General features: G+C 71.3%; 16 protein-coding genes. 10 read left to right on the plus strand and 6 right to left on the minus strand.

All coding sequences use genetic code 11. From position 1 onward, the window contains the following. Positions 1–78: 78 nt before the first annotated feature. A complete protein-coding gene (gene gcvP / locus NLX94_RS37870) occupies positions 79–2,964 on the plus strand; it encodes an aminomethyl-transferring glycine dehydrogenase (RefSeq protein WP_254387839.1) in 2,886 nt (961 codons plus the stop codon). Positions 2,965–3,045: 81 nt separating this feature from the next. Here gcvP and NLX94_RS37875 read toward each other — a convergent pair whose 3' ends face one another. Together NLX94_RS37875 and NLX94_RS37880 are read right to left on the minus strand one after the other, a co-directional pair. Then, positions 3,046–3,252 (minus strand): DUF5999 family protein, encoded by a 207-nt coding sequence (locus NLX94_RS37875; protein WP_112451479.1) that lies wholly within the window; start codon positions 3,250–3,252, stop codon positions 3,046–3,048. A gap of 290 nt (positions 3,253–3,542) precedes the next feature. Further along, positions 3,543–4,163, minus strand: coding sequence for a hypothetical protein (locus tag NLX94_RS37880; protein ID WP_254387841.1), 621 nt, complete (start codon positions 4,161–4,163; stop codon positions 3,543–3,545). Positions 4,164–4,678: 515 nt separating this feature from the next. Here NLX94_RS37880 and NLX94_RS37885 point away from each other — a divergent pair. Next, positions 4,679–6,196, plus strand: coding sequence for a glutamate-cysteine ligase family protein (locus NLX94_RS37885; RefSeq protein WP_254387842.1), 1,518 nt, complete (start codon positions 4,679–4,681; stop codon positions 6,194–6,196). A 205-nt stretch (positions 6,197–6,401) separates the two neighbouring features. Beyond that, entirely contained in the window at positions 6,402–7,145 is a 744-nt protein-coding gene (locus tag NLX94_RS37890) for a CPBP family intramembrane glutamic endopeptidase (RefSeq protein WP_254387852.1), read from the plus strand. A gap of 18 nt (positions 7,146–7,163) precedes the next feature. Here the strand turns inward: NLX94_RS37890 and NLX94_RS37895 are convergent, their stop codons facing one another. Together NLX94_RS37895 and NLX94_RS37900 are read right to left on the minus strand one after the other, a co-directional pair. After that, positions 7,164–7,982, minus strand: a complete 819-nt coding sequence (locus tag NLX94_RS37895) for a PhzF family phenazine biosynthesis protein (RefSeq protein ID WP_254387843.1) — start codon at positions 7,980–7,982, stop codon at positions 7,164–7,166. A 142-nt stretch (positions 7,983–8,124) separates the two neighbouring features. Continuing rightward, complete coding sequence (locus NLX94_RS37900; RefSeq protein ID WP_254387853.1) at positions 8,125–8,778, minus strand: hypothetical protein; 654 nt, start codon at positions 8,776–8,778, stop codon at positions 8,125–8,127. A gap of 268 nt (positions 8,779–9,046) precedes the next feature. Between NLX94_RS37900 and NLX94_RS37905 the strand changes: the two genes are divergently transcribed. From NLX94_RS37905 to NLX94_RS37920, 4 genes are all read left to right on the plus strand, one after another. Further along, entirely contained in the window at positions 9,047–9,709 is a 663-nt protein-coding gene (locus NLX94_RS37905; protein WP_254387854.1) for a TnsA-like heteromeric transposase endonuclease subunit, read from the plus strand. After that, positions 9,706–11,781, plus strand: a complete 2,076-nt coding sequence (locus NLX94_RS37910) for a Mu transposase C-terminal domain-containing protein (RefSeq protein WP_254387844.1) — start codon at positions 9,706–9,708, stop codon at positions 11,779–11,781. Before NLX94_RS37905 ends, NLX94_RS37910 begins: the two co-directional genes overlap by 4 nt. Continuing rightward, positions 11,778–12,797: a TniB family NTP-binding protein gene (locus tag NLX94_RS37915; RefSeq protein WP_254387845.1), complete on the plus strand. Its 1,020-nt coding sequence runs from the start codon at positions 11,778–11,780 to the stop codon at positions 12,795–12,797. Before NLX94_RS37910 ends, NLX94_RS37915 begins: the two co-directional genes overlap by 4 nt. Before the next feature lie 1,148 nt (positions 12,798–13,945). After that, entirely contained in the window at positions 13,946–14,554 is a 609-nt protein-coding gene (locus tag NLX94_RS37920) for a PadR family transcriptional regulator (RefSeq protein ID WP_254387846.1), read from the plus strand. Positions 14,555–14,646: 92 nt separating this feature from the next. Here the strand turns inward: NLX94_RS37920 and NLX94_RS37925 are convergent, their stop codons facing one another. After that, the gene (locus tag NLX94_RS37925) at positions 14,647–15,075 is read right to left on the minus strand and encodes an SRPBCC family protein (protein WP_254387847.1); all 429 of its coding nucleotides are present in this window, start codon (positions 15,073–15,075) and stop codon (positions 14,647–14,649) included. A 191-nt stretch (positions 15,076–15,266) separates the two neighbouring features. On the opposite strand from NLX94_RS37925, the gene NLX94_RS37930 reads away from it, so the two are divergent. Continuing rightward, a complete protein-coding gene (locus NLX94_RS37930) occupies positions 15,267–16,226 on the plus strand; it encodes a DMT family transporter (RefSeq protein ID WP_254387848.1) in 960 nt (319 codons plus the stop codon). Positions 16,227–16,390: 164 nt separating this feature from the next. Next, complete coding sequence (locus NLX94_RS37935) at positions 16,391–17,440, plus strand: DMT family transporter (protein ID WP_254387849.1); 1,050 nt, start codon at positions 16,391–16,393, stop codon at positions 17,438–17,440. On the opposite strand, the gene NLX94_RS37940 is transcribed toward NLX94_RS37935, so the two are convergent. Continuing rightward, entirely contained in the window at positions 17,427–18,173 is a 747-nt protein-coding gene (locus tag NLX94_RS37940; RefSeq protein ID WP_254387850.1) for a pyridoxamine 5'-phosphate oxidase family protein, read from the minus strand. The two genes, NLX94_RS37935 and NLX94_RS37940, sit on opposite strands and share 14 nt — an antisense overlap. Before the next feature lie 37 nt (positions 18,174–18,210). Between NLX94_RS37940 and NLX94_RS37945 the strand changes: the two genes are divergently transcribed. Further along, on the plus strand, positions 18,211–19,542 hold the full coding sequence (locus NLX94_RS37945) for an aminotransferase class I/II-fold pyridoxal phosphate-dependent enzyme (RefSeq protein WP_254387851.1): 1,332 nt from the start codon (positions 18,211–18,213) through the stop codon (positions 19,540–19,542). The last annotated feature ends 167 nt before the right edge of the window (positions 19,543–19,709 follow it).

The following is a 19,709-nucleotide window of genomic DNA, read 5'->3' on the forward strand; positions in this document are numbered from 1 at the left end:
GATGACAGAGGGGGAGGCCGTCCGGGTGCCCGCGCCGTGGTGCCCCTCGCAGGTCGTACGACCAGGAGGCCTCCGTACATGACCGCCAACCACATTCCGCTCTCCCAGCTGGAGCGAGGCATCCCCTTCGAGCAGCGCCACATCGGCCCGGACGCCGAGGCGCAGGCGAAGATGCTCGCCCACGTGGGCTACGGCTCGCTGGACGAGCTCACCGCTGCCGCGGTGCCGGATGTGATCAAGACCACCGCCGCGCTGAACCTGCCCGAGGCGCGGACCGAGGCCGAGGTGCTCGCCGAGCTGCGTGAGCTCGCCGACCGCAATCAGGTCCTGTCCTCGATGATCGGACTGGGTTACTACGGCACCTTCACGCCGCCGGTGATCCTGCGCAACGTCATGGAGAACCCGGCCTGGTACACGGCGTACACGCCGTACCAGCCGGAGATCTCCCAGGGCCGCCTCGAAGCCCTGCTGAACTTCCAGACCGTCGTCGCCGAGCTGACCGGCCTGCCGACCTCCGGCGCCTCCCTGCTCGACGAGGGCACGGCGGCCGCCGAGGCCATGACCCTGGCCCGCCGCGTGGGCAAGGCCAAGGGCAACGTCTTCCTCGTCGACGCCGACGCGCTGCCGCAGACCATCGCGGTGATCGAGACCCGTGCCGAGCCGATCGGCATCGAGGTCGTCGTCGCCGATCTGAGCGAGGGAATTCCGGCCGAGATCGCCGAGCGCGGCGTCTACGGCGTGCTCCTGCAGTACCCGGGTGCTTCCGGTGCCGTCCGGGAGATCAAGCCGGTCATCGAGCAGGCGCACGGGCTCGGCGCGATCGTCGCCGTCTCCGCGGACCTGCTCGCCCTGACGCTCCTGACCTCCCCGGGCGAGCTGGGCGCGGACATCGCGGTCGGCACCACCCAGCGCTTCGGCGTCCCGATGGGCTTCGGCGGACCGCACGCCGGCTACATGGCCGTCCAGGCCAAGCACGCCCGCTCGCTGCCCGGCCGCCTCGTCGGCGTCTCCGTGGACGCGGACGGCAACAAGGCCTACCGCCTGGCGCTGCAGACCCGTGAGCAGCACATCCGCCGCGAGAAGGCCACCAGCAACATCTGCACCGCGCAGGTGCTGCTCGCCGTCATGGCCGGCATGTACGCGGTCTACCACGGCCCGGACGGCCTGCGGACGATCGCCCGCCGGACCCACCGCTACGCCGCCCTGCTGGCCGCGGGCCTGACGGCCGGCGGGGTCGAGGTCGTGCACGGCTCGTACTTCGATACCCTCACCGTCCGGGTTCCGGGCCGGGCCGCCGAGGTCGTGGCCGCTGCCCGCGAGGGTGGCGTGAACCTCTTCCAGGTCGACGCCGACCTCGTCTCCATCGCCTGTGACGAGACCACCCTGCGCGCCGACGTCGAGGCGGTGTGGGCCGCCTTCGGCGTCACCGCCGACATCGAGGCGCTGGACGCGGCCACGGCCGACGCGCTTCCCGAGGGCCTGCTGCGCTCGGACGCGTACCTGACGCACCCGGTCTTCCACCAGCACCGTTCCGAGACCGCGATGCTGCGCTACCTGCGCAGGCTCTCGGACAAGGACTACGCGCTGGACCGCGGCATGATCCCGCTGGGCTCCTGCACCATGAAGCTCAACGCGACCACCGAGATGGAGTCGGTCACCTGGCCCGAATTCGGCCAGTTGCACCCCTTCGCCCCGGTCGAGCAGGCCGAGGGGTACCTCACGCTCATCACCGAGCTGGAGGAACGTCTCTGCGAGGTCACCGGCTACGACAAGGTCTCCATTCAGCCGAACGCCGGCTCCCAGGGTGAGCTCGCCGGCCTGCTGGCCGTCCGCGCCTACCACCGGGCGAACGGCGACGAGCAGCGCACCGTCTGCCTCATTCCGTCCTCCGCGCACGGCACCAACGCCGCGAGCGCCGTGATGGCCGGCATGAAGGTGGTCGTGGTCAAGACCGCCGACGACGGCGAGGTGGACGCGGACGACCTGCGCGCCAAGATCGAGCAGTACCGCGACGAGCTCGCCGTGCTGATGATCACGTACCCCTCCACGCACGGTGTGTTCGAGGAGCACGTCGCCGACATCTGCGCCAAGGTGCACGACGCCGGTGGCCAGGTCTACGTGGACGGCGCCAACCTCAACGCCCTGGTGGGCCTGGCCAAGCCGGGTCACTTCGGCGGCGACGTCTCGCACCTGAACCTGCACAAGACCTTCTGCATCCCGCACGGCGGTGGCGGTCCGGGCGTCGGCCCGGTCGGTGTCCGGGCGCACCTGGCCCCGTACCTGCCCAACCACCCGCTCCAGCCGACCGCCGGTCCGGAGACGGGCGTCGGCCCGATCTCGGCCGCTCCGTGGGGCTCGGCGGGCATCCTGCCGATCTCCTGGTCGTACGTGCGCCTGATGGGCGGCGAGGGCCTCAAGCGCGCCACCCAGGTGGCGGTGCTCGGCGCCAACTACATCGCCAAGCGCCTGGAGCCGCACTACCCGGTGCTCTACACCGGCCCGGGCAACCTGGTCGCGCACGAGTGCATCATCGACATGCGTCCGCTCTCGAAGGCGACGGGCGTGAGCATCGACGACATCGCCAAGCGCCTGATCGACTACGGGTTCCACGCGCCGACCATGTCCTTCCCGGTCGCCGGCACGCTCATGATCGAGCCGACGGAGTCCGAGGACCTCGCCGAGATCGACCGCTTCTGCGACGCGATGATCGCCATCCGCGCCGAGATCGAGCGGGTCGCGGGCGGCGAGTGGCCGGTGGACGACAACCCGCTGGCCAACTCCCCGCACACGGCGGCGGCGCTGGGCGGCGAGTGGAACCACCCGTACACCCGCGACGAGGCCGTCTTCCCGGGCGGGGTGTCGGCCGCGGAGAAGTACTGGCCGCCGGTGCGCCGCATCGACGGTGCCTTCGGCGACCGGAACCTGGTGTGCTCCTGCCCGCCGCTGGACGAGTACGACAACTGACGGCAACGGATGAAGTGACCTGACGAAGGGGCCGGTCCGGGAGTTCTCTCCCGGACCGGCCCCTTTCGTTCGCGTCGTCGGCTAGGCCGCCTTCATCACCTGCGTCGCCGCGAGCGGGCGGTGCGGGGCGATGATCTGGCCGTCCGGCAGCAGCTCACCGGTGTCCTCGAAGAGCAGGACGCCGTTGCACAGCAGGCTCCAGCCCTGTTCCGGGTGAACGGCCACGGGGTGTGCGGCCTCCCGGTCGGCGGAGTCGGCGGACGGGCATGCTGGCTTGTGCTGGCACATGGATGCGTTCTTTCGCTGCGGTGTGGTCTGTGTGCTGCGGCTCGGTGCGTTGTGCGCGTCGTTCATGGCCGCCCCCCGTATCAACGACTTGGCTCGGTCAGAGTCCCCAGTCTTGCCCTACGGCACCGTGTCCGCAGGGATTTCCCGGCAGCTGTCCTCACAGATTGATGACGCATCACCCGTGCGGGCGGTTCAGCTCAACTCCCCTGTCATTTCGGATGGTTCACACGTGGCCCGAGTGGGCTAGGCCGAATGGGCAGAACCGGTCAGGGGCCCGGTCGAGGGACCGGTCAGGCGGCCGGTGCGGCCACGGAGGGCGGTGCCGGGGGAGCCGTCGGTGTGAGCCGGTGGGTCAGTACGGGCAGCAGCTCGGACACGGGGTGCGGACGGTAGGCGGCGATGCCGGGCGGGGCCGGCGCCAGCGGGACCAGGAGGTCCGCGGCGGCCGGCAGTCCGGCGGAGGCGTCGGCTCCCACCGATCCGTGCAGCCACAGGGTCAGCATGTACAGCTCCGGTACGGACAGCAGGCGCGGCTGGTAGTTCTTGCCGAGCGACTCGGCCTGGCGCAGGGCGCGTTCGGTGGCGGAGACGTAGGGGCCCTCGAAGAAGTGGGAGAAGGCCCAGCCGTCCGGGGTCAGCCGGGTGTCGGCCGCGGCGACGTAGCGGTCCCCGCTGCGGATCAGGAACCGCCAGCCGGTCAGCCGGGTGCGCGGCGGCCTGCCTCCCGCGGTCAGGCCGGAGATGTGCAGCCGGTCCAGGACGTGGACGGGCAGCGGCAGTTCGGCGGTCATCGGCCCCTGGAGGGAGCGCAGGGCCGGGGTGTGCGCCTCGTGGACGGCGGTGGGGGAACCGAGGGCCGCGAGGACGCTGCGCAGGGCGGGCGCGGGAGCCGGAGGGACGTGCAGCGGCATGGTGGGTCGCCTCTCGCTTGGGAGACCTGTGGAACGGGGCGGGTGCGGGGTGCGGACAGCGCTGTCGCATTCTGGGGTCAGAGGGGGGCTGAGGGGCAATGGCCGCGCGCCAACTCTCTGCCTCGCTTGCGGAGTTTATCCGACATGTGTTCACGCAGTGTTTCGGCTAGCTGTCCCGCCTATTGCCGACAAGGCGCTTACCGGTCCCGCTGACGTGGCATTCGTGCCGGGTGCGCGCAAAAGTTCCGCGCTGACCTCGGAGGTTACCGGATGGCGGCTCGGCTGAAAAGCATCGGTTATCGATAACCGGCAAAGTCTACACTGTATTTGCGAAAGAGGGCTTGCCAGGTGAATGTGCCAAAGCGCCCGTCGGCCAAACCGGCGCGCGCTCCCCGCCAGTCACGCCCCCTCTGCGTTATCGATCACGCCGCCGGGGCATCATCGAACCTAACGCGCGCCCGGGTCGGTGGATCCGTTCCACGCACGGCCGGGCCCAGTCGAGGAGGGACGCTCCGATGGGGGAGAAGGTCGTGGCGGGCGGATTCGACCTGTCCGATCGGCAACGGTACCGGAGGAAGCTGCACGAGTGCCTGGAGGTACTGGAGCGACTTCTGGAGGAGAAGAGGTTCGATCGCCCCAAGAACATGATGGGGCTGGAGATCGAGCTGAATCTCGCGGGTGCCGACGGGTTGCCGAGAATGGTGAATGCGCAGGTCCTCGAGCGCATTGCGAGCAATGATTTCCAGACCGAACTGGGAATGTTCAACCTGGAGGTGAACGTCCTCCCGCACCGGCTCGGCGGCCGGGTATTCGACCAGCTCGCCGAGGAACTCAGCGCGGGCCTGGGCTATGCCCACCGGCAGGCTCTGGAGGTCGATGCCGGTGTGGTCATGATCGGCATTCTGCCGACGATCTCCCGCACCGACCTGGTCACCGCCAACCTCTCGGCGGTGGACCGCTACTCGCTGCTCAACGAGCAGATCCTGATGATGCGGGGCGAGGACTTCGTGCTCGACATCGACGGGGTGGAGCGGCTGACCTGGACCTCCGGGTCGATCGTGCCGGAGGCCGCCTGCACCTCCGTACAACTGCACCTGCAGGTGACTCCGGGGCGGTTCGCGGACGTGTGGAACGCGGCCCAGGCGGTGGCGGCCGTGCAGATAGCCGTCGGCGCCAACTCGCCCTTCCTGTTCGGGCGGGAGCTGTGGCGGGAGTCGCGGCCGCCGCTCTTCCAGCAGGCCACCGACACCCGGCCGCCCGAGCTCCAGGCGCAGGGGGTGCGCCCGCGCACCTGGTTCGGCGAGCGGTGGGTGGACTCGGCGTACGAGCTCTTCGCCGAGAACGTCCGCTACTTCCCGGCCCTGCTGCCGATCTGCGACGAGGAGGAGCCGCTCCGGGTGCTCGCCGAGGGCGGGGTGCCGAGCCTGCAGGAACTCGTGCTGCACAACGGCACCGTCTACCGCTGGAACCGGCCCGTCTACGGGGTCGCCGACGGGGTGCCGCACCTGCGCGTGGAGAACAGGGTGCTCCCCGCCGGTCCGACGGTGGCCGACGTCGTCGCCAACGCGGCCTTCTACTACGGGCTCGTACGCACCCTCGCGGACGAGCAGCGCCCGGTGTGGAGCCGGCTGCCCTTCGCGGAGGCGGAGGCCAACTTCGACGCGGCCTGCCGCTACGGCATCGACGCCCGGGTGCGCTGGCCGCGCCGCGGGCGGGGCGGAGGCCTGGCGAGCGTGCCCGCGGTGCGGCTGGTGCTGGAGGAGCTGCTGCCGATGGCGGCCGCCGGGCTGGACGCGTGGGGCATCGAGCCCGCCGACCGGGACCACTACCTCGGCATCATCGAGGAGCGGTGCCGGCGCCGGGTGAACGGAGCGACCTGGCAGGTGGACACGTACCACCGGGCGCTCGCGGGCGGGCTGGAGCGGGACGCGGCGCTGGCCGCGACCACGCGCCGCTACAGCGAGCTGAGCCACCGCGGTGATCCCGTGCACACCTGGCCGGTGGGTCTGGGGGGTGGTGGCGCCGCGGACTGATTCCGGGGCGCGCCCGGTCCCGCGACGTTCCGGCCGGTTCCGCCCGATGATCCGCTCGCCCCGTGGAGGGGGCAGTATGGGGACATCGGGGCGGGACGCCCCGCGGGATGTCGCAGTGGTGGCGGGACGGGAGGCGGGCGTGCGGACGGAGCCGGAACCGGCGGTCGGGGAGCTCGAGCTCGGCGAGGGCCCCAGCGGGCGCAGGATGCTGCGCTCCGAGACCCTGATCGTGCTCGCGCTGTCCCTGGGCGCGAGCGGCGTCTCGGCGCTGATCAGCTTCATCGGCTCGCTGACCAAGCCGGGCGGGCTCAAGGACCAGGCCGCCACGCTCAACGGCTCGTACGCCCCCGGCCGGCCCTGGCTGGACCTGGCCTGGCAGCTGTTCGGCATCGCGTCCGCGCTCGTCCCCGTGCTGCTCGTCGCGCACCTGCTGACCCGTGAGGGCGCGCCCGGGCTGAAGGTGCTGGGCTTCGACCGCACCCGGCCCTGGTGGGACCTGGGCCGGGGCGCGCTCGTGGCCGCCTGCATCGGCAGCGCGGGACTGGCGTTCTACCTGGGGGCACGGGCGGGCGGCTTCAACCTCACGGTGGTGCCGGAGGCGCTGCCCGACGTGTGGTGGAAGTTCCCCGTGCTGATCCTCTCCGCCGTGCAGAACTCCGTGGTGGAGGAGGTCATCGTGCTGGCCTACCTGCTGCGCAGGCTCGGGCAGCTGGGCTGGTCGCCGATGGCCGCGCTGATCGCCAGCTCCGTGCTGCGCGGCTCGTACCACCTCTACCAGGGCATCGGCGGGTTCATCGGCAACGTGGTGATGGGCGTCGTCTTCGTCCTCGCCTACCGGCGCTGGGGCCGGGTGGGTCCGCTGGTCGTCGCCCACGCGCTGCTCGACATCGTCGCCTTCGGCGGGTACGCCCTGCTCGCGGGCAAGGTGGGCTGGCTGCCCACGCCGTAGGCGGCACGGCCCGGCGGCCTACGGTGCGGTGAGCAGCTCGCCGTCGATGACCGTGACGGCGCGCCCGATGAGCAGCGTACGGTCGCCCAGCAGCCGGACCCGGACGAGGCCGGTGCGGGCTCCGCCCTGGAGGCCGACGAGCTCCGTGCGGCCCAGCCGCTGCGCCCAGAAGGGGGCCAGCGCGGTGTGCGCGCTGCCGGTGACCGGGTCCTCGTCGATGCCGACGGCGGGGAAGAAGCCGCGCGAGACGAAGTCGTAGCCGCGGGAGGGGTCCTCGGCCGGCGCGGTCACGATGACCCCGCGCCGGGCGTAGCCGCGCAGGGCGGCGAGGTCCGGGGTGAGCTCCCGTACGGTCCGCTCGTCCGCCAGCTCCACCACGAGGTCCCCGATGTGCTCGGAGGTGTCGTGGACCGACTTGGCCGTGGCGCCGATCGCGCGCTCCACGACGGGGTCCGGCGCGACCTCGGTCAGGGAGGAGGTCGGGAAGTCCATCACCAGGGTCCCGTCCTCGGAGGCGGTGACCTTCAGGATTCCGCAGCGCGCCGAGAAGCGGACCGTCCCCGTCGCCAGGCCGCTGGTGGCCAGGACGTGGGCGGTGGCCAGGGTCGCGTGGCCGCACATGCCGACCTCGGCCGCCGGGGTGAACCAGCGCAGCGCCCAGTCCGCCTCACCGCCGGGCGGGAGCGGGTGGGCGAAGGCGGTCTCGGAGAGGTTGACCTCGGCGGCGACCTGCTGGAGCCAGGCGTCCGGGGGGAACCCGCCGTCGAGGAGCAGGACTCCGGCGGGGTTGCCGCCGAAGGGGCGGTCGGTGAAGGCGTCGACGATTCGGATGCGCATGGGTTCGACCGTAGGGAGGCGGCCCCTTCGTCCGCAAAGGCCAATCCGGGATGATTGGACTGTTCGGTGGCGTGCTGATCTTCAACCGTGCCGTTGGCTCAGCCCGGCCCGTCGAGTGCCCAGGCCATGCGCATGCCGGCGGTCACGTCCGTTCCGTACCCATCAGCACGGGCGGCGCGTCCGGCGCGGGCAGAGCGAGAACGCGGGCAAGGGCCGCGGCCAGGGAAACGGAGTGGTCGGGCAGGTGCTCGGCGATCCAGCCCGTTGCGGCCGCGAGGAACCCGGTCAGGTCGCGCTCGACGCCGGCGAGCAGACGGGGGAGCTCGGAGACCGGCACGTCGATGACCGGACCGTCCTTCAGGTCGGTGTTGACGGTGAGGCGGACGGTGTCCCCGAGACGCTCGGCGAGCGACGGCTGAGGATCGTGGCCGTACCCGATGATGCCGCTGCCGTCGACGAGCTGGTGCCAGTCGGGCCAGTCCTCCAGGCCGTCACAGCATCCGGGCGAGAAGACGATGCCCGTGGAGCGGTCCGTGATGCGAAGGCCGCCCGCCGCGTAAGGGGCGCTGAAGTTGAGGAGTCCATGGAGGAAGCCGTCGATGGGCTCGGTCGGCCGAGGGGGCAGGTCGAAGTCGTCGGGGTCCACGTCGTTGCAGGCGGCGATGCGCATGAGCGCCGTCCCGATCTCGGCGGGTGGAAGTTCACCGTTGAGCGGCAGGAAGCCGACCCGGTCGGTCTCGGCGACAGGCCAGAGGTCGAAGCCTTCGGTGGGGGTCATCTCCAGGACGGGCTGCATCACGATCACCCGGCGCAGTGTTCCGCATCCGTGTCCGGTCTCACCTCCCGATTACGCCGGGCATCCTCGTCGACCGTGTCCTGTGACAGTGAAGGTGGGCCGTTTGTCATCGAAGTTGGGCCGACGCTAGTTTGTGACAGCGAAGTTGGGCCGATGGGGAACATGTCAGGCGGGGGATGTGGTGGGGGCACCTGTCCGCGCAGTCGATCAGGCTGTGCTCACGGGCTTTGAGCTGGACTTTTCTGTCGACGGTGTGCGTCGGCGTCGGCTGTTGCAGGCGAGTTGGGATGTCCGGTTCGAGGCGGTGGAGCCGGTCCGTGAGTTCACCTGGCACAAGTACGGCCGGGGCTTCGCGGGCTGGTACTACTCGGTGACCGTACGGGATCACGTCGGGTACGAGTCGTGGCTGGAGCGGGACCGACTGGTCCTGCTGGACCGGGACCCGCAGGTCACCGCCATCGCCTCGCAGCCGTTCTGGCTGCACTGGGATGACGGGGTCCGAGAGCGCAGGCATGCTCCCGACTACTTCGTCCGGCTCGCCGATGGGCGGGCCCGCGTCGTCGATGTCCGAGCCGAGGACGACATGGACGAGGACACCCGGGAGTCCTTCGCCGCGACCGAGCGTGCGTGCGGGGCGGCGGGCTGGGAGTTCGCCTGGGTCGGGCGGCCCGATCCGGTGTTCATGGCGAATATCCGCTGGCTGGCCCGCTACCGGCGGTCGCGCTGTGGTCGGCCGGCGGCGCTTGCGGACCGGTTGCTGGAGGTCTTTCGGGAGCCGAAGGGGTTGTGGGAGGGCGCCGGTCTGGTCGGGGACCGGTTGCGGGTTCTGCCGGTGCTGTTCCACCTGCTGTGGTCCGGTGCGTTGGGAACTGACCTGGTGGGCGGCTTGATGCAGACCGACAGCCTGGTCTGGACGGAGGGAAGCAGATGAGCGGGTTGAGGCGGCCGCCGGCTTTGGCGGTCGGTCACAGGGTCCGGTTCGAGGGCCAGGTCAGGGGGGTTCTCGAGGTCACCGCCCATGCGGTGGTGGTGGAGGACGCGGAGGCTCCGCACCGGGTGGTCGCCCTGATCGACCTGTTCGAGGCGGCGGATTTCGAGGTCCTGTTCCAGCCCGAGCGGATGCCACTGCCCGCGGTCGGGCTGCTGGAGGCGTTCCCGCCCGAGGTGGTGAAGCACGCGCTGTGGTGGGAGGGGCACATTCTTGAGGTTGTGCACGGGCTTGCGCCGGATGCGGAGCCCGGCTCGCAGCCGCGGCCGGGCTACGGACCGGGTTCATCGGTGACGTCGCGGCAGCGGGTGAAGGCGACAGAGCTGGCGGTCGCCGGCCACGATGTCGCGGCCAAGACGATCGGCAACCGGCGCCGCCGATACCAGGAACAGGGGCTGGTCGGGCTGGCCGACCACCGCCCGGTCCGCAAGCGTCCCGAGTTCGGCTCGGCGCCCGAGGCCGTCGTCGAGGCGATGCGGAAAGCGATCAAGGAGGGCATCGACACCTCGACCCGCAACGGGGCCTACCTGATCTGGCGGACCGAGGAGATCCTGCGGGAATCGGGCGGTGACCCGGTCGAACTGCCGACCCGGCGGACCCTCTACCGGCTGCTGGCGAAGCTGACGAAGGGCACCCACGCGACCGGCTCAGCAGTTACACGCCGCTCGAAAGCGCACGGGGCGGCGGCCCCGTTCGGAGAGCTGACGGTGTCGGCCCCGGGCGAGGTCATGCAGATCGACTCCACCCCGCTGGACGTGATGGTCCGCCTCGACAACGGGGTCGTCGGCAAGGTCGAGCTCACCGGGATGATCGACGTCGCGACCAGGACGCTGTCGGCGGCGGTTCTGCGGCCGACGACGAAGTCGGTGGACGCGAGCGTGCTGCTGGCCCGCACCGTCACCCCCGAGCTGATGCGGCCGGGCTGGGTCGAGGCCCTGAAGATGTCCCGGTCGGTGCTGCCGCACCGCAGACTGCTGGCCTTGGATGAACGGCTGGAACACGCGGCGGCCAAGCCGGTCATCGTCCCGGAGATGATCGTCTGCGACCACGGCAAGGCGTTCATCTCCCACAACTTCCGGGCCTCCTGCCGGTTCCTGGAGATCGACTTCCAGCCGACCCACAAGGGCTCCCCGTTCCAGAAGGGGCACATCGAGAAGATGCTGGGTTCGGTGGCCACGATGTTCGCCCAGTTCCTGCCAGGCCACACGGGCCGCAACACCGACCAGCGTGGCCGGCACCCCGAGCAGGAGAACCTGTGGTCGCTGCCCGAACTGCAGGACCTGCTGGACGAGTGGATCATCGCGAAGTGGCAGAACCGCCCCCATGAGGGCCTGCGCGACCCGGATCACCCGGGGCGGCTGTTCACCCCGAACCAGAAGTACGCCGCCCTGGTCGAGGCATGCGGTTACGTCCCGGTCGCGCTCAGCGGTCAGGACTACGTCGAGTTGCTGCCCGCTGCCTGGCGGGCGGTCAACTCCTACGGCATCCGGATCAACAACCGTACCTACGACAGCCCCGAGCTGGGTCCGATGCGCCTGCGTGATTCCGGCGTCACCGCGAAGCGGGGGCTCTGGGAGGTCCACCGCGACCCCTACGACGCCTCCCGAGTCTGGGTACGCGACCACCGCGGGGACGGCGGCTGGGTCCAGGCGACCTGGAAGTACTTGAACCGGGCCCCGGTCCCCTTCGGCGACCTGGCCTGGGACCACGTCAGCCACCAGCTGCCCAGGGCCACCGAGGAGGAACTCGCCCAGGCCGTCGCCGACCTGCTGACCCGCGCCCACGCCGGCCCCAACCAGCCCGCCACGAAGAAAAAGGACAGGAAGGCCAGGGCGGTGAAGGCCGAGCGGCGGGTCGCCGCCCGGACGAAGGCCGCACCGCCCACCGTCCCCTCCCCGCTGCCGGAACCGCCGCAGCAGCCTGAAGTCGAGGCACCCGCCGAAGAAGACGATCTCGCCGAGGTAATCCCACTCGGACTGTTCAATCCGCTCGAAGACCCCTGGGGACGCTCATGACCACGCTGCCCGCCGACGATCCGAACGAAGACTTCGGACGGCAGCTGACCACCCTGCCCGGCTGGCGCGAGTTCGCCGGCGCGTCCCTGAGCAAGCCCATGGCCGTGCTGACGAAGGCCGAGTACGACGAACTGGAGGCCGAGGACCAGGACGCCTACGACGACGATCGGCTCGACCACCATGCCCGCCTCCAGGTGGTCGCCACCTCCACGGTCCGCTCCACCGTCACCTGCGGGCACCGCCTGATCATCCTCAACCGCGGGGCGATCAGCGCTCGCCGCGGCCTGATGGTCTCCGGGCCGGCAAACACCGGCAAGACGATCGCTCTCACCCAGCTCGGCCTGGCCCACGAGTTGAAGGACCGCCGCCGGCACCCAGGACAGGACGACCGCATCCCGGTCGTCTACATCACCGTCCCGCCAGCCGCGACACCCCGCATGATCGCCGCAGAGTTCGCCCGCTTCCTGGGCCTGCCGGTCCTGCGGAGTTCGAACATCACCGACCTCACCGAAGCCGTCGTCGGCGTCTGCACCAAGGCCCGGACCGGCCTGATTCTGGTGGACGAGATCCACAACATATCCCTGACGACCCGCCACGGAGCCGAAGCCTCGGACACGTTGAAGTACTTCTCCGAGCGCATCCCGGCGACCTTCGCCTACGCGGGCATCGACGTCGAGTCCGGCAACCTGCTCTCCGGCACCCGGGGAGACCAGATCGCCGCACGCTTCACCCCGATGGCCACCCACCCCTTCCCCTACAACACCGAGTGGAAGGCCCTGGTCGCACAGATGGAGGCCAACCTCCTGCTGCACGAGCACAAACGCGGCACCCTGACCCGCCTGGACCGCTTCATCCACACCCGCACCGGCGGCATGATCGGCACCCTCTCCCACCAGATCCGCGGAGCCGCCGTCGACGCCATCCTCAGCCGCACCGAGAAGATCAACAAGGCGGGCCTGCTGGCCGTCGACCTGGACATCGCCTCCCGCCGCAAGCGCCCGGACGCAGGCCAGTGATCCCGCCGGCCGGGGGTATCCCCCTCGCCCGGCTGCCGTTCCAGGTCCGTCCGAAGAGCGGCGAAGGAGCTCGCTCGTTCATCACCCGGCTCGCCCAGGTGAACTGTCTTCCGCCCGCCTACCTGCGGAAATACCTCGCCGAGCCACCCACGCACCGCGGCAGTCCGCGCTGGGACCGCATTGCCGCAGCCGCTGGACGCGATCCGGTCGAACTGCGGCAGGTCCTGGAGACCATCAAGTGCGAGGAATGCGGAGGCCCGATACGCCCGATGGCAAGCTTCGGAGTCAAACCGCGAACCTGCTCGAGGGCCTGTCGGCAGAAGAGGTACCGCAAGCGCCACCCCGCCAGCGAGTGGCGCCGGGAACGCTGCCGTATCTGCCGAAAGGTCATGGTCATGCGTATCGGGCAGCGACGTCCGCTCTGCTCGTCGCCCTGCCGCCGGGCCGCCTACCTCGAACGGCAGCAACGACACACGCAACAGCCGGCCGAAGAACCTTCCAGACCTCAGGCCGACTCCTTGCCAGCTTGTCTGATCTGCGAAGTCCCTCTGGCGCCAGGCGCCGCCACGAGCCTCCGCCGCACGTGCTCTCAACGCTGCCGACAGCAGGCATACCGCTGGCGAACAAAACCGCCCGCCCTCCCACCCGACAGGCATCACGCTCAGCAGCCAGCAGCAGTTCCGGTCCCGCCGCCCGACCCCGCGGCTTCACCCCATACGAGCGGGGCGAGGGCTGACGCCCTCGCCCCGCTCCAAAATGCACTCCGGACAACACCGTCCTGCCAAGTCTGCTCGGCTCCTCTACCAAAAAAGAGCAGGTCACAGCGCCGGACATGCTCTCAGCGCTGCCGCCAGCAGGCATACATCCAGCGCAAGACGACTCAGCCCCGATAGAAGATCACCGACGATCGGTCCAACTTCGCTGTCACAAACGATGTAGTGGCCCATCTTCCCTGACACAAACAGGCATTGGTCCAACTTCGATGACAACTGGTCCATCTTCGCTGTCACAGGTCAGACCGGACTGGTCGGAGGGTGTTCGTTGAGGAAGTTTCCGATATATCGTTGACGCATCGCGATGGGTCAGCGATAGTGGAGACATCGCATCAGCGACAACCGGATTCACCGAATGACGAAAGGAGCGCAGTCATGCGTTCACACGGACAGCACGGACACGACCACGGACGGGGTCACGGCCACTGCGGGCCGGACCGTCGGGAGGAGTTTCAGGGGCGGCGTGCCGCCTTCGGGCCGTTCGGGCCGCCCTTCGGGGGTGGGCCCTTCGGCGGGCGCGGTGGGCGCGGCGGACCGCGCGGCCGGGCCCGGCGGGGTGATGTGCGCGCCTCGATCCTGGCGCTGCTCGCCGACCGGCCGATGCACGGCTACGAGATGATCCAGGAGATCGGCGAGCGCAGCGGCGGGGCGTGGAAGCCCAGCCCGGGGTCGGTCTACCCGACCCTGCAGCTGCTGGAGGACGAGGGCCTCATCACCAGTGAGAGCGAGGGCGGCAAGAAGCTGTTCACGCTCACCGAGACCGGTCGGGCCGAGGCCGAGTCCGGCCCGGAAGCCCCCTGGGCGGAGGCCGGGCGGGGCTTCGACTTCGAGGCGATGAACGAGGTCCGGACGGCCGGCTTCGGCCTGATGGAGGCCTTCGGTCAGGTCTTCAAGACCGGCACCCCCGCGCAGCGGGAGAAGGCCCTCACCGTCATCAACGACGCCCGCAAGAAGCTCTACCTGATCCTGGCCGACGAGCACTGAGTGTGAGTGGGCTGTCGGGCCTCCCGTACGTGACGGCGCGCCCCGCGGAGATTCTCGCGGGGCGCGCCGTCACGTGTGCGTGGGGGCGGGGCTCAGGCGACCAGGCCGGAGAGTTTGCGGAGGGACTCGTTCAGGGCGGCGGTGGCCGAGTCCTTGAGCTTGCCCGCCATGAGGGAGACCGCGGCGCCGGTGAACTCGCCGTCGATGCGGACGGTGGTGGCCGTACCGTCCGGGATCAGGGTGTAGCGGGTCAGGACGGCCACGCCCATCGGGCCCTTGCCGGTGATCGCGAAGACGCGCTCGTCCTCCAGCTCCGAGACCGTCCAGAGGACCTCGGCGGGGAAGCCCATCATCTTCATGTTCTCGGCGAAGGTGGAGCCCACCGCGAGGGTCTCGGGTCCGCCCTTCGGGAAGTTGGTGTGGGTCATGCTCCACTGGCCGTAAGCGTCCCAGTCGGTCAGCTGGGACCAGAGCTTCGCGGCGGACGCCTCGATGCGTGATTCCGCGGTGACTTCAGCCATGCGACCACCCCTTCTCGTCAGGTACGTGCGGCGGAAGGTAGTCCGGGCGGACGGAACATACAAGACTGACGACCTGTCAGGTAATGCGGAGCGGGGCAGCTGCGGGCCCGGTGGTGTCGGGGAGGTCTCGGGAGCGTCTCAACAGGTGTCACGGTCCCGTCGCTCCTGACCGGCCCTGTCATGATGTCCGGATGCAAGCGTCAGGGAGACATGCCGGACTGGGCCTCGCCCTCATTTCGGCGATCGCGTTCGGTGGTTCGGGTGTGGCGGCGAAGCCGCTGATCGAGGCGGGTCTGGACCCGCTCCACATGGTCTGGCTCAGGATCGCCGGTGCGGCGCTCGTGCTGTCCCCGCTGGCCTGGCGCCATCGCGCTCTCGTACGCCGCAAACCCCTGCTGCTCGCCGGCTTCGGAATCGTCGCCGTGGCCGGGGTCCAGGCCTTCTACTTCGCCTCGCTGTCCCGGATCCCGGTCGGCGTGGCCCTGCTGCTGGAGTACCTCGGCCCCGCGCTGCTGCTCGGCTGGATCCGCTTCGTGCAGCGCCGGCCCGTGACCCGGGCCGCGGCGGCCGGCGCCGCCGTGGCCGTCGTGGGCCTCGCCTGCGTGGTGCAGATCTGGGCCGGGCTGAGCCTCGACCCGCTCGGCGTGCTGCTCGGCCTCGCGGCCGCCTGCTGCCAGGCCTTCTACTTCGTCTTCGCCGACCAGGGCAGCGACGGGGAGGACGTGCCCGACCCGATGGGCGTGATCGCGTACGGCATGATCGTCGGCACCCTCGTGATGACCGTGATCGCCCGGCCCTGGGGGATGGACTGGCAGGTACTGGCCGGCGACGCGGCGCTCGGGGACGTGATGGTGCCCGCGCCGGTGCTGCTCGGCTGGGTGGTCCTGATCGCGACCGTGTTCGCGTACCTGACCGGTGTGGTCTCGGTGCGCAAGCTGTCGCCGCAGGTCGCCGGCGTCGTGGCCTGCCTGGAGGCGGTCGTGGCGACCGTGCTGGCCTGGGTGCTGCTGGGCGAGCACCTCTCGACCTGGCAGATCATCGGCGGCGCGCTGGTGCTGGGCGGGGCCTTCATCGCGCAGTCCTCCCGGCGGGCGGCGCCCGTGGTCGCGGAGCCGGCGGCCGCTCTGGACCGCGATCCGAGCAAGGTCTAGGATCCCGATCATGCTGTCGAACGTGCTTCCGCCTCCCGCCGCCTAGCGCGGGCGGCTGCCACCACGCAGGAGAACCCGGCCCGGGCCGTGACCCGGGCGGATTCGCGCTGCCCGCGAAGCGATGACCTCTTCCTTCATCCTTCACGCACGCGCGGAGAACTCTCGTGTCGATCCAGCCGGTCCAGTCGGACCATGTGCCTGTCGTGCCCGCCACCGGGCGCAGCCTGCTCTTCCTCGTCATCGCCGGAACCGCCTGGGGTACGGCGGGGGCGGCGGCCTCGCTGCTCTACCTCGCCAGTGACCTCGGTCCGCTCGCCCTGTCCTTCTGGCGGTGCGCGGGCGGGCTGGCGGTGCTGCTCGCGGTGCTCGCCGTACGCCGCCGCCCGCGGGGCGGTGCGGGCAGGGCGGATGCCGGCCGGGTCAGGGCCTCGGTGGGGTCGTTGATCGGGACCGGGCTGATGTTCACCCTCTTCCAGTCCGCGTACTTCGCCGCCGTGCGCGAGACCGGGCTCGCCGTGGCCACCGTCGTCACCCTCGGATCCGGGCCCGTGCTCATCGCGCTCGGGGCCCGGTACTGGATGGGGGAGCGGCTCGGCCGGGGCGGGATCCTCGCGGTCGGCGGGGCGCTGGCCGGGCTGGCCGTGCTCGTCCTCGGCGGCGGGGGCGGCGAGGTGCGGCCGCTCGGTGTCGGCTGGGCGCTGCTGTCGGCCGCCGGCTACGGGGGCATGACCCTGCGGGCCCGGCTGCTCGGGCGGCGCGGCACCGGCGGGGACCCGTTGGTCACCACCGTCTGGTCGGTCGGGGTGGGCACGGTGTGCCTGCTCCCGTTCGCGCTGGTGGAAGGGCTGATGCCGCATGCCGCGGAGCCCGTTCGGGTGCTCTGGCTACTCGCCTACATGGCCACCGTGCCGACCGCGCTGGCCTACGCGCTCTACTTCAGCGGGGCCGCCGCGGTACGGGCCGCGACGGTCTCCGTGATCATGCTGATCGAGCCCGTCGGCGCGGCGGCGATCGCCGTCCTGGTGCTCGGGGAGCGGCTGACGGGCCCGGTGGCGCTGGGGACCGTACTCCTGCTGACGGCCGTGGGGGCGCTGATCGCCGCGGAGTCGCGGCGGCCGGGGGACGGGCGGGAGGCGGACACGCCGAAGGGCGGGCCGGAGGTCCGGCCCGCCCGTGCCGCTGCGGGCGGCGAGGTCGCCGTCAGAGGGCGGTGATGTAGTCCGGGACGGGGATGCCCGCGGCGAGGTCGGCGGCCGGGACCGGGGTCCCGTACGCCGGCGCGACCGGGATCACGCCCGTCCAGTAGGGCAGTCCGATGTCCTCGGGGTCGTCACCCGGGCCGCCGCTGCGGATCTTGGCGGACACCTCGTCCAGGTCGAGCCGGATCACGGCGGTGGCGGCGAGCTCCTTGGCGTTCGCCGGCCGGGAGTCGGCCGAGCGGCCCGGCACGACCTGGTCGACGAGGGCGTCGAGGGCGATCCGGCGCTCCTCCGGGTCCGTCACCTGGTACGCGGTGCCGTGCACGACCACCGAGCGGTAGTTGAGCGAGTGGTGGAAGGCGGAGCGGGCCAGGACCAGCCCGTCCAGGTGCGTCACGGTCAGGCAGACCGGCATGCCGGGGTCGGCCTTGCCGGCGGCGAGGAGCGGGCCCGAGCCGGTGGAGCCGTGCACGTAGAGGGTCCGGCCGACGCGGCCGAAGAGGGTCGGCAGGACCACCGGCGCGCCGTCGCGGACGAAACCGAGGTGGCAGAGGTAGGCAGCATCCAGTATCGAGTGCACCGTCTCGTGGTCGTAGTGGGCGCGGTCCCGGTACCGGCTCGGGACGGTGCGGTCGGTGGGCGTGTACGTGGTGGCCGGTGCTTCGGTGGCCGGGGCTTCCTTGGGCGCGGCCGTCGCCGCGGCCGTCGGCGTACCGGTGGCGTTCTCGGGGGCGGGCGTGACGCTCATGGTGCGGACTCCGTTGTATTAGTGCATACTTGACTTTGTGCTAGGAGAGTATCTGATCATCGGGCGGCGCGCATCGGAAATCGCCGCGAGTGTGGAAGCGGGCGTAGCCTCGGGCGCGCTCGAACCGGGAGCGCTGTTGCCGCCGATGCGGGAGCTCGCCGGTGTGCTGGGGGTGAACCCCAACACCGTGGCCGCCGCGTACCGGACGCTGCGCGAGCGCGGGGTCATCGAGACCGACGGGCGCCGCGGCAGCCGGGTGCGTGCCCGCCCGGCGACCGCGCCGCGCGACGGGCTGCGGATGGCCGTCCCGGCGGGGGTGCGCGACATCGCCTCCGGGAACCCGGACGTCCGACTGCTGCCGGCGCTGGACGAGGCGATGGCGGGCGCGGCCCGCCGGTACGCCGCCGAGCCCACGCTCTACGGCCTGGATCCGGTGGCTCCGGACCTGGCCCGGCTGGCCCGGGCCGCCTTCGACGCCGACGGGGTGCCGGCCGGGGCGATGGCGGTGACCTCGGGCGCGCTCGACGGCATCGAACGGGTGCTGGCCGCGCACCTGCGGCCGGGGGACGCGGTGGGCGTCGAGGACCCGGGGTGGGGGAGCGTGCTCGACCTCGCCCCGGCGCTGGGGCTGCGGGTGGTGCCGGTGGCCGTGGACGACGACGGGCCGCTGCCCGACTCGGTGGAACGGGCGCTGGTCCAGGGGATCCGTGCGCTGATCGTGACGGCCCGGGCGCAGAACCCGACCGGGGCGGTGGTGAGCGCGGAGCGCGCCTCGGAGCTGCGGGCGGTGCTCGCCCGGCACCCCGAGGTGCTGGTCATCGACGACGACCACGGACACGGCATCGCGGACCAGCCGCTGAACGCGCTGGCCGGGGTGACCCGCCACTGGGTGCTGATCCGCTCCACCGCGAAGGCGTACGCACCGGACCTGCGGCTCGCCGTGCTGACCGGCGACGGGGTCACGCTCGACCGGGTCCGGGGGCGCCAGCGGCTGGGCCCGGGGTGGGTGAGCAGGCTGCTGCAGTACACGGCCGTGGAGCTGTGGGAGGCCGGAGCGGTCGACCACGCCGCGGTCGCGCGGTCCTACGGGGAGCGCAGGAACGGGCTGGTCGCGGCGCTGGCCCGGCGCGGGGTGAGCGCGCGGGGGCGGAGCGGTCTCAACGTGTGGGTGCCCGTCGCCGAGGAGACGGCGGTGGTGACGCGCCTGCTGGGGGCGGGCTGGGCGGTCGCCCCGGGGGCCCGGTTCCGGGTGGAATCGGGGCCGGCGGTGCGGATGACCATGTCGACGCTGTCCCTGGCGGACGTACCGGTGCTGGCGGAAGCGGTGGCCTCGGCGGTCCGTCCGGCGGCCGGGGGGCGGCTGGACTGAGGGGCGGGTCGGTGGGGGTGTGGTGCGGCTCGGGCGTGGTTCCGGCGTGGTGCGGTTCGGTCGAGGCGTCGCGGCCTAGGCCGTCTCTTTCGGATCTTGCCTGGCCCGCGCCGCCCGGCACCGCACCTCGCCGCGCTGCCGGGGCACCCGAGTACGTCCAGTACGCG

Origin of the sequence: Streptomyces sp. TBY4 (genome assembly GCF_024213195.1) — a bacterium.
Lineage (GTDB): Bacteria > Actinomycetota > Actinomycetes > Streptomycetales > Streptomycetaceae > Streptomyces.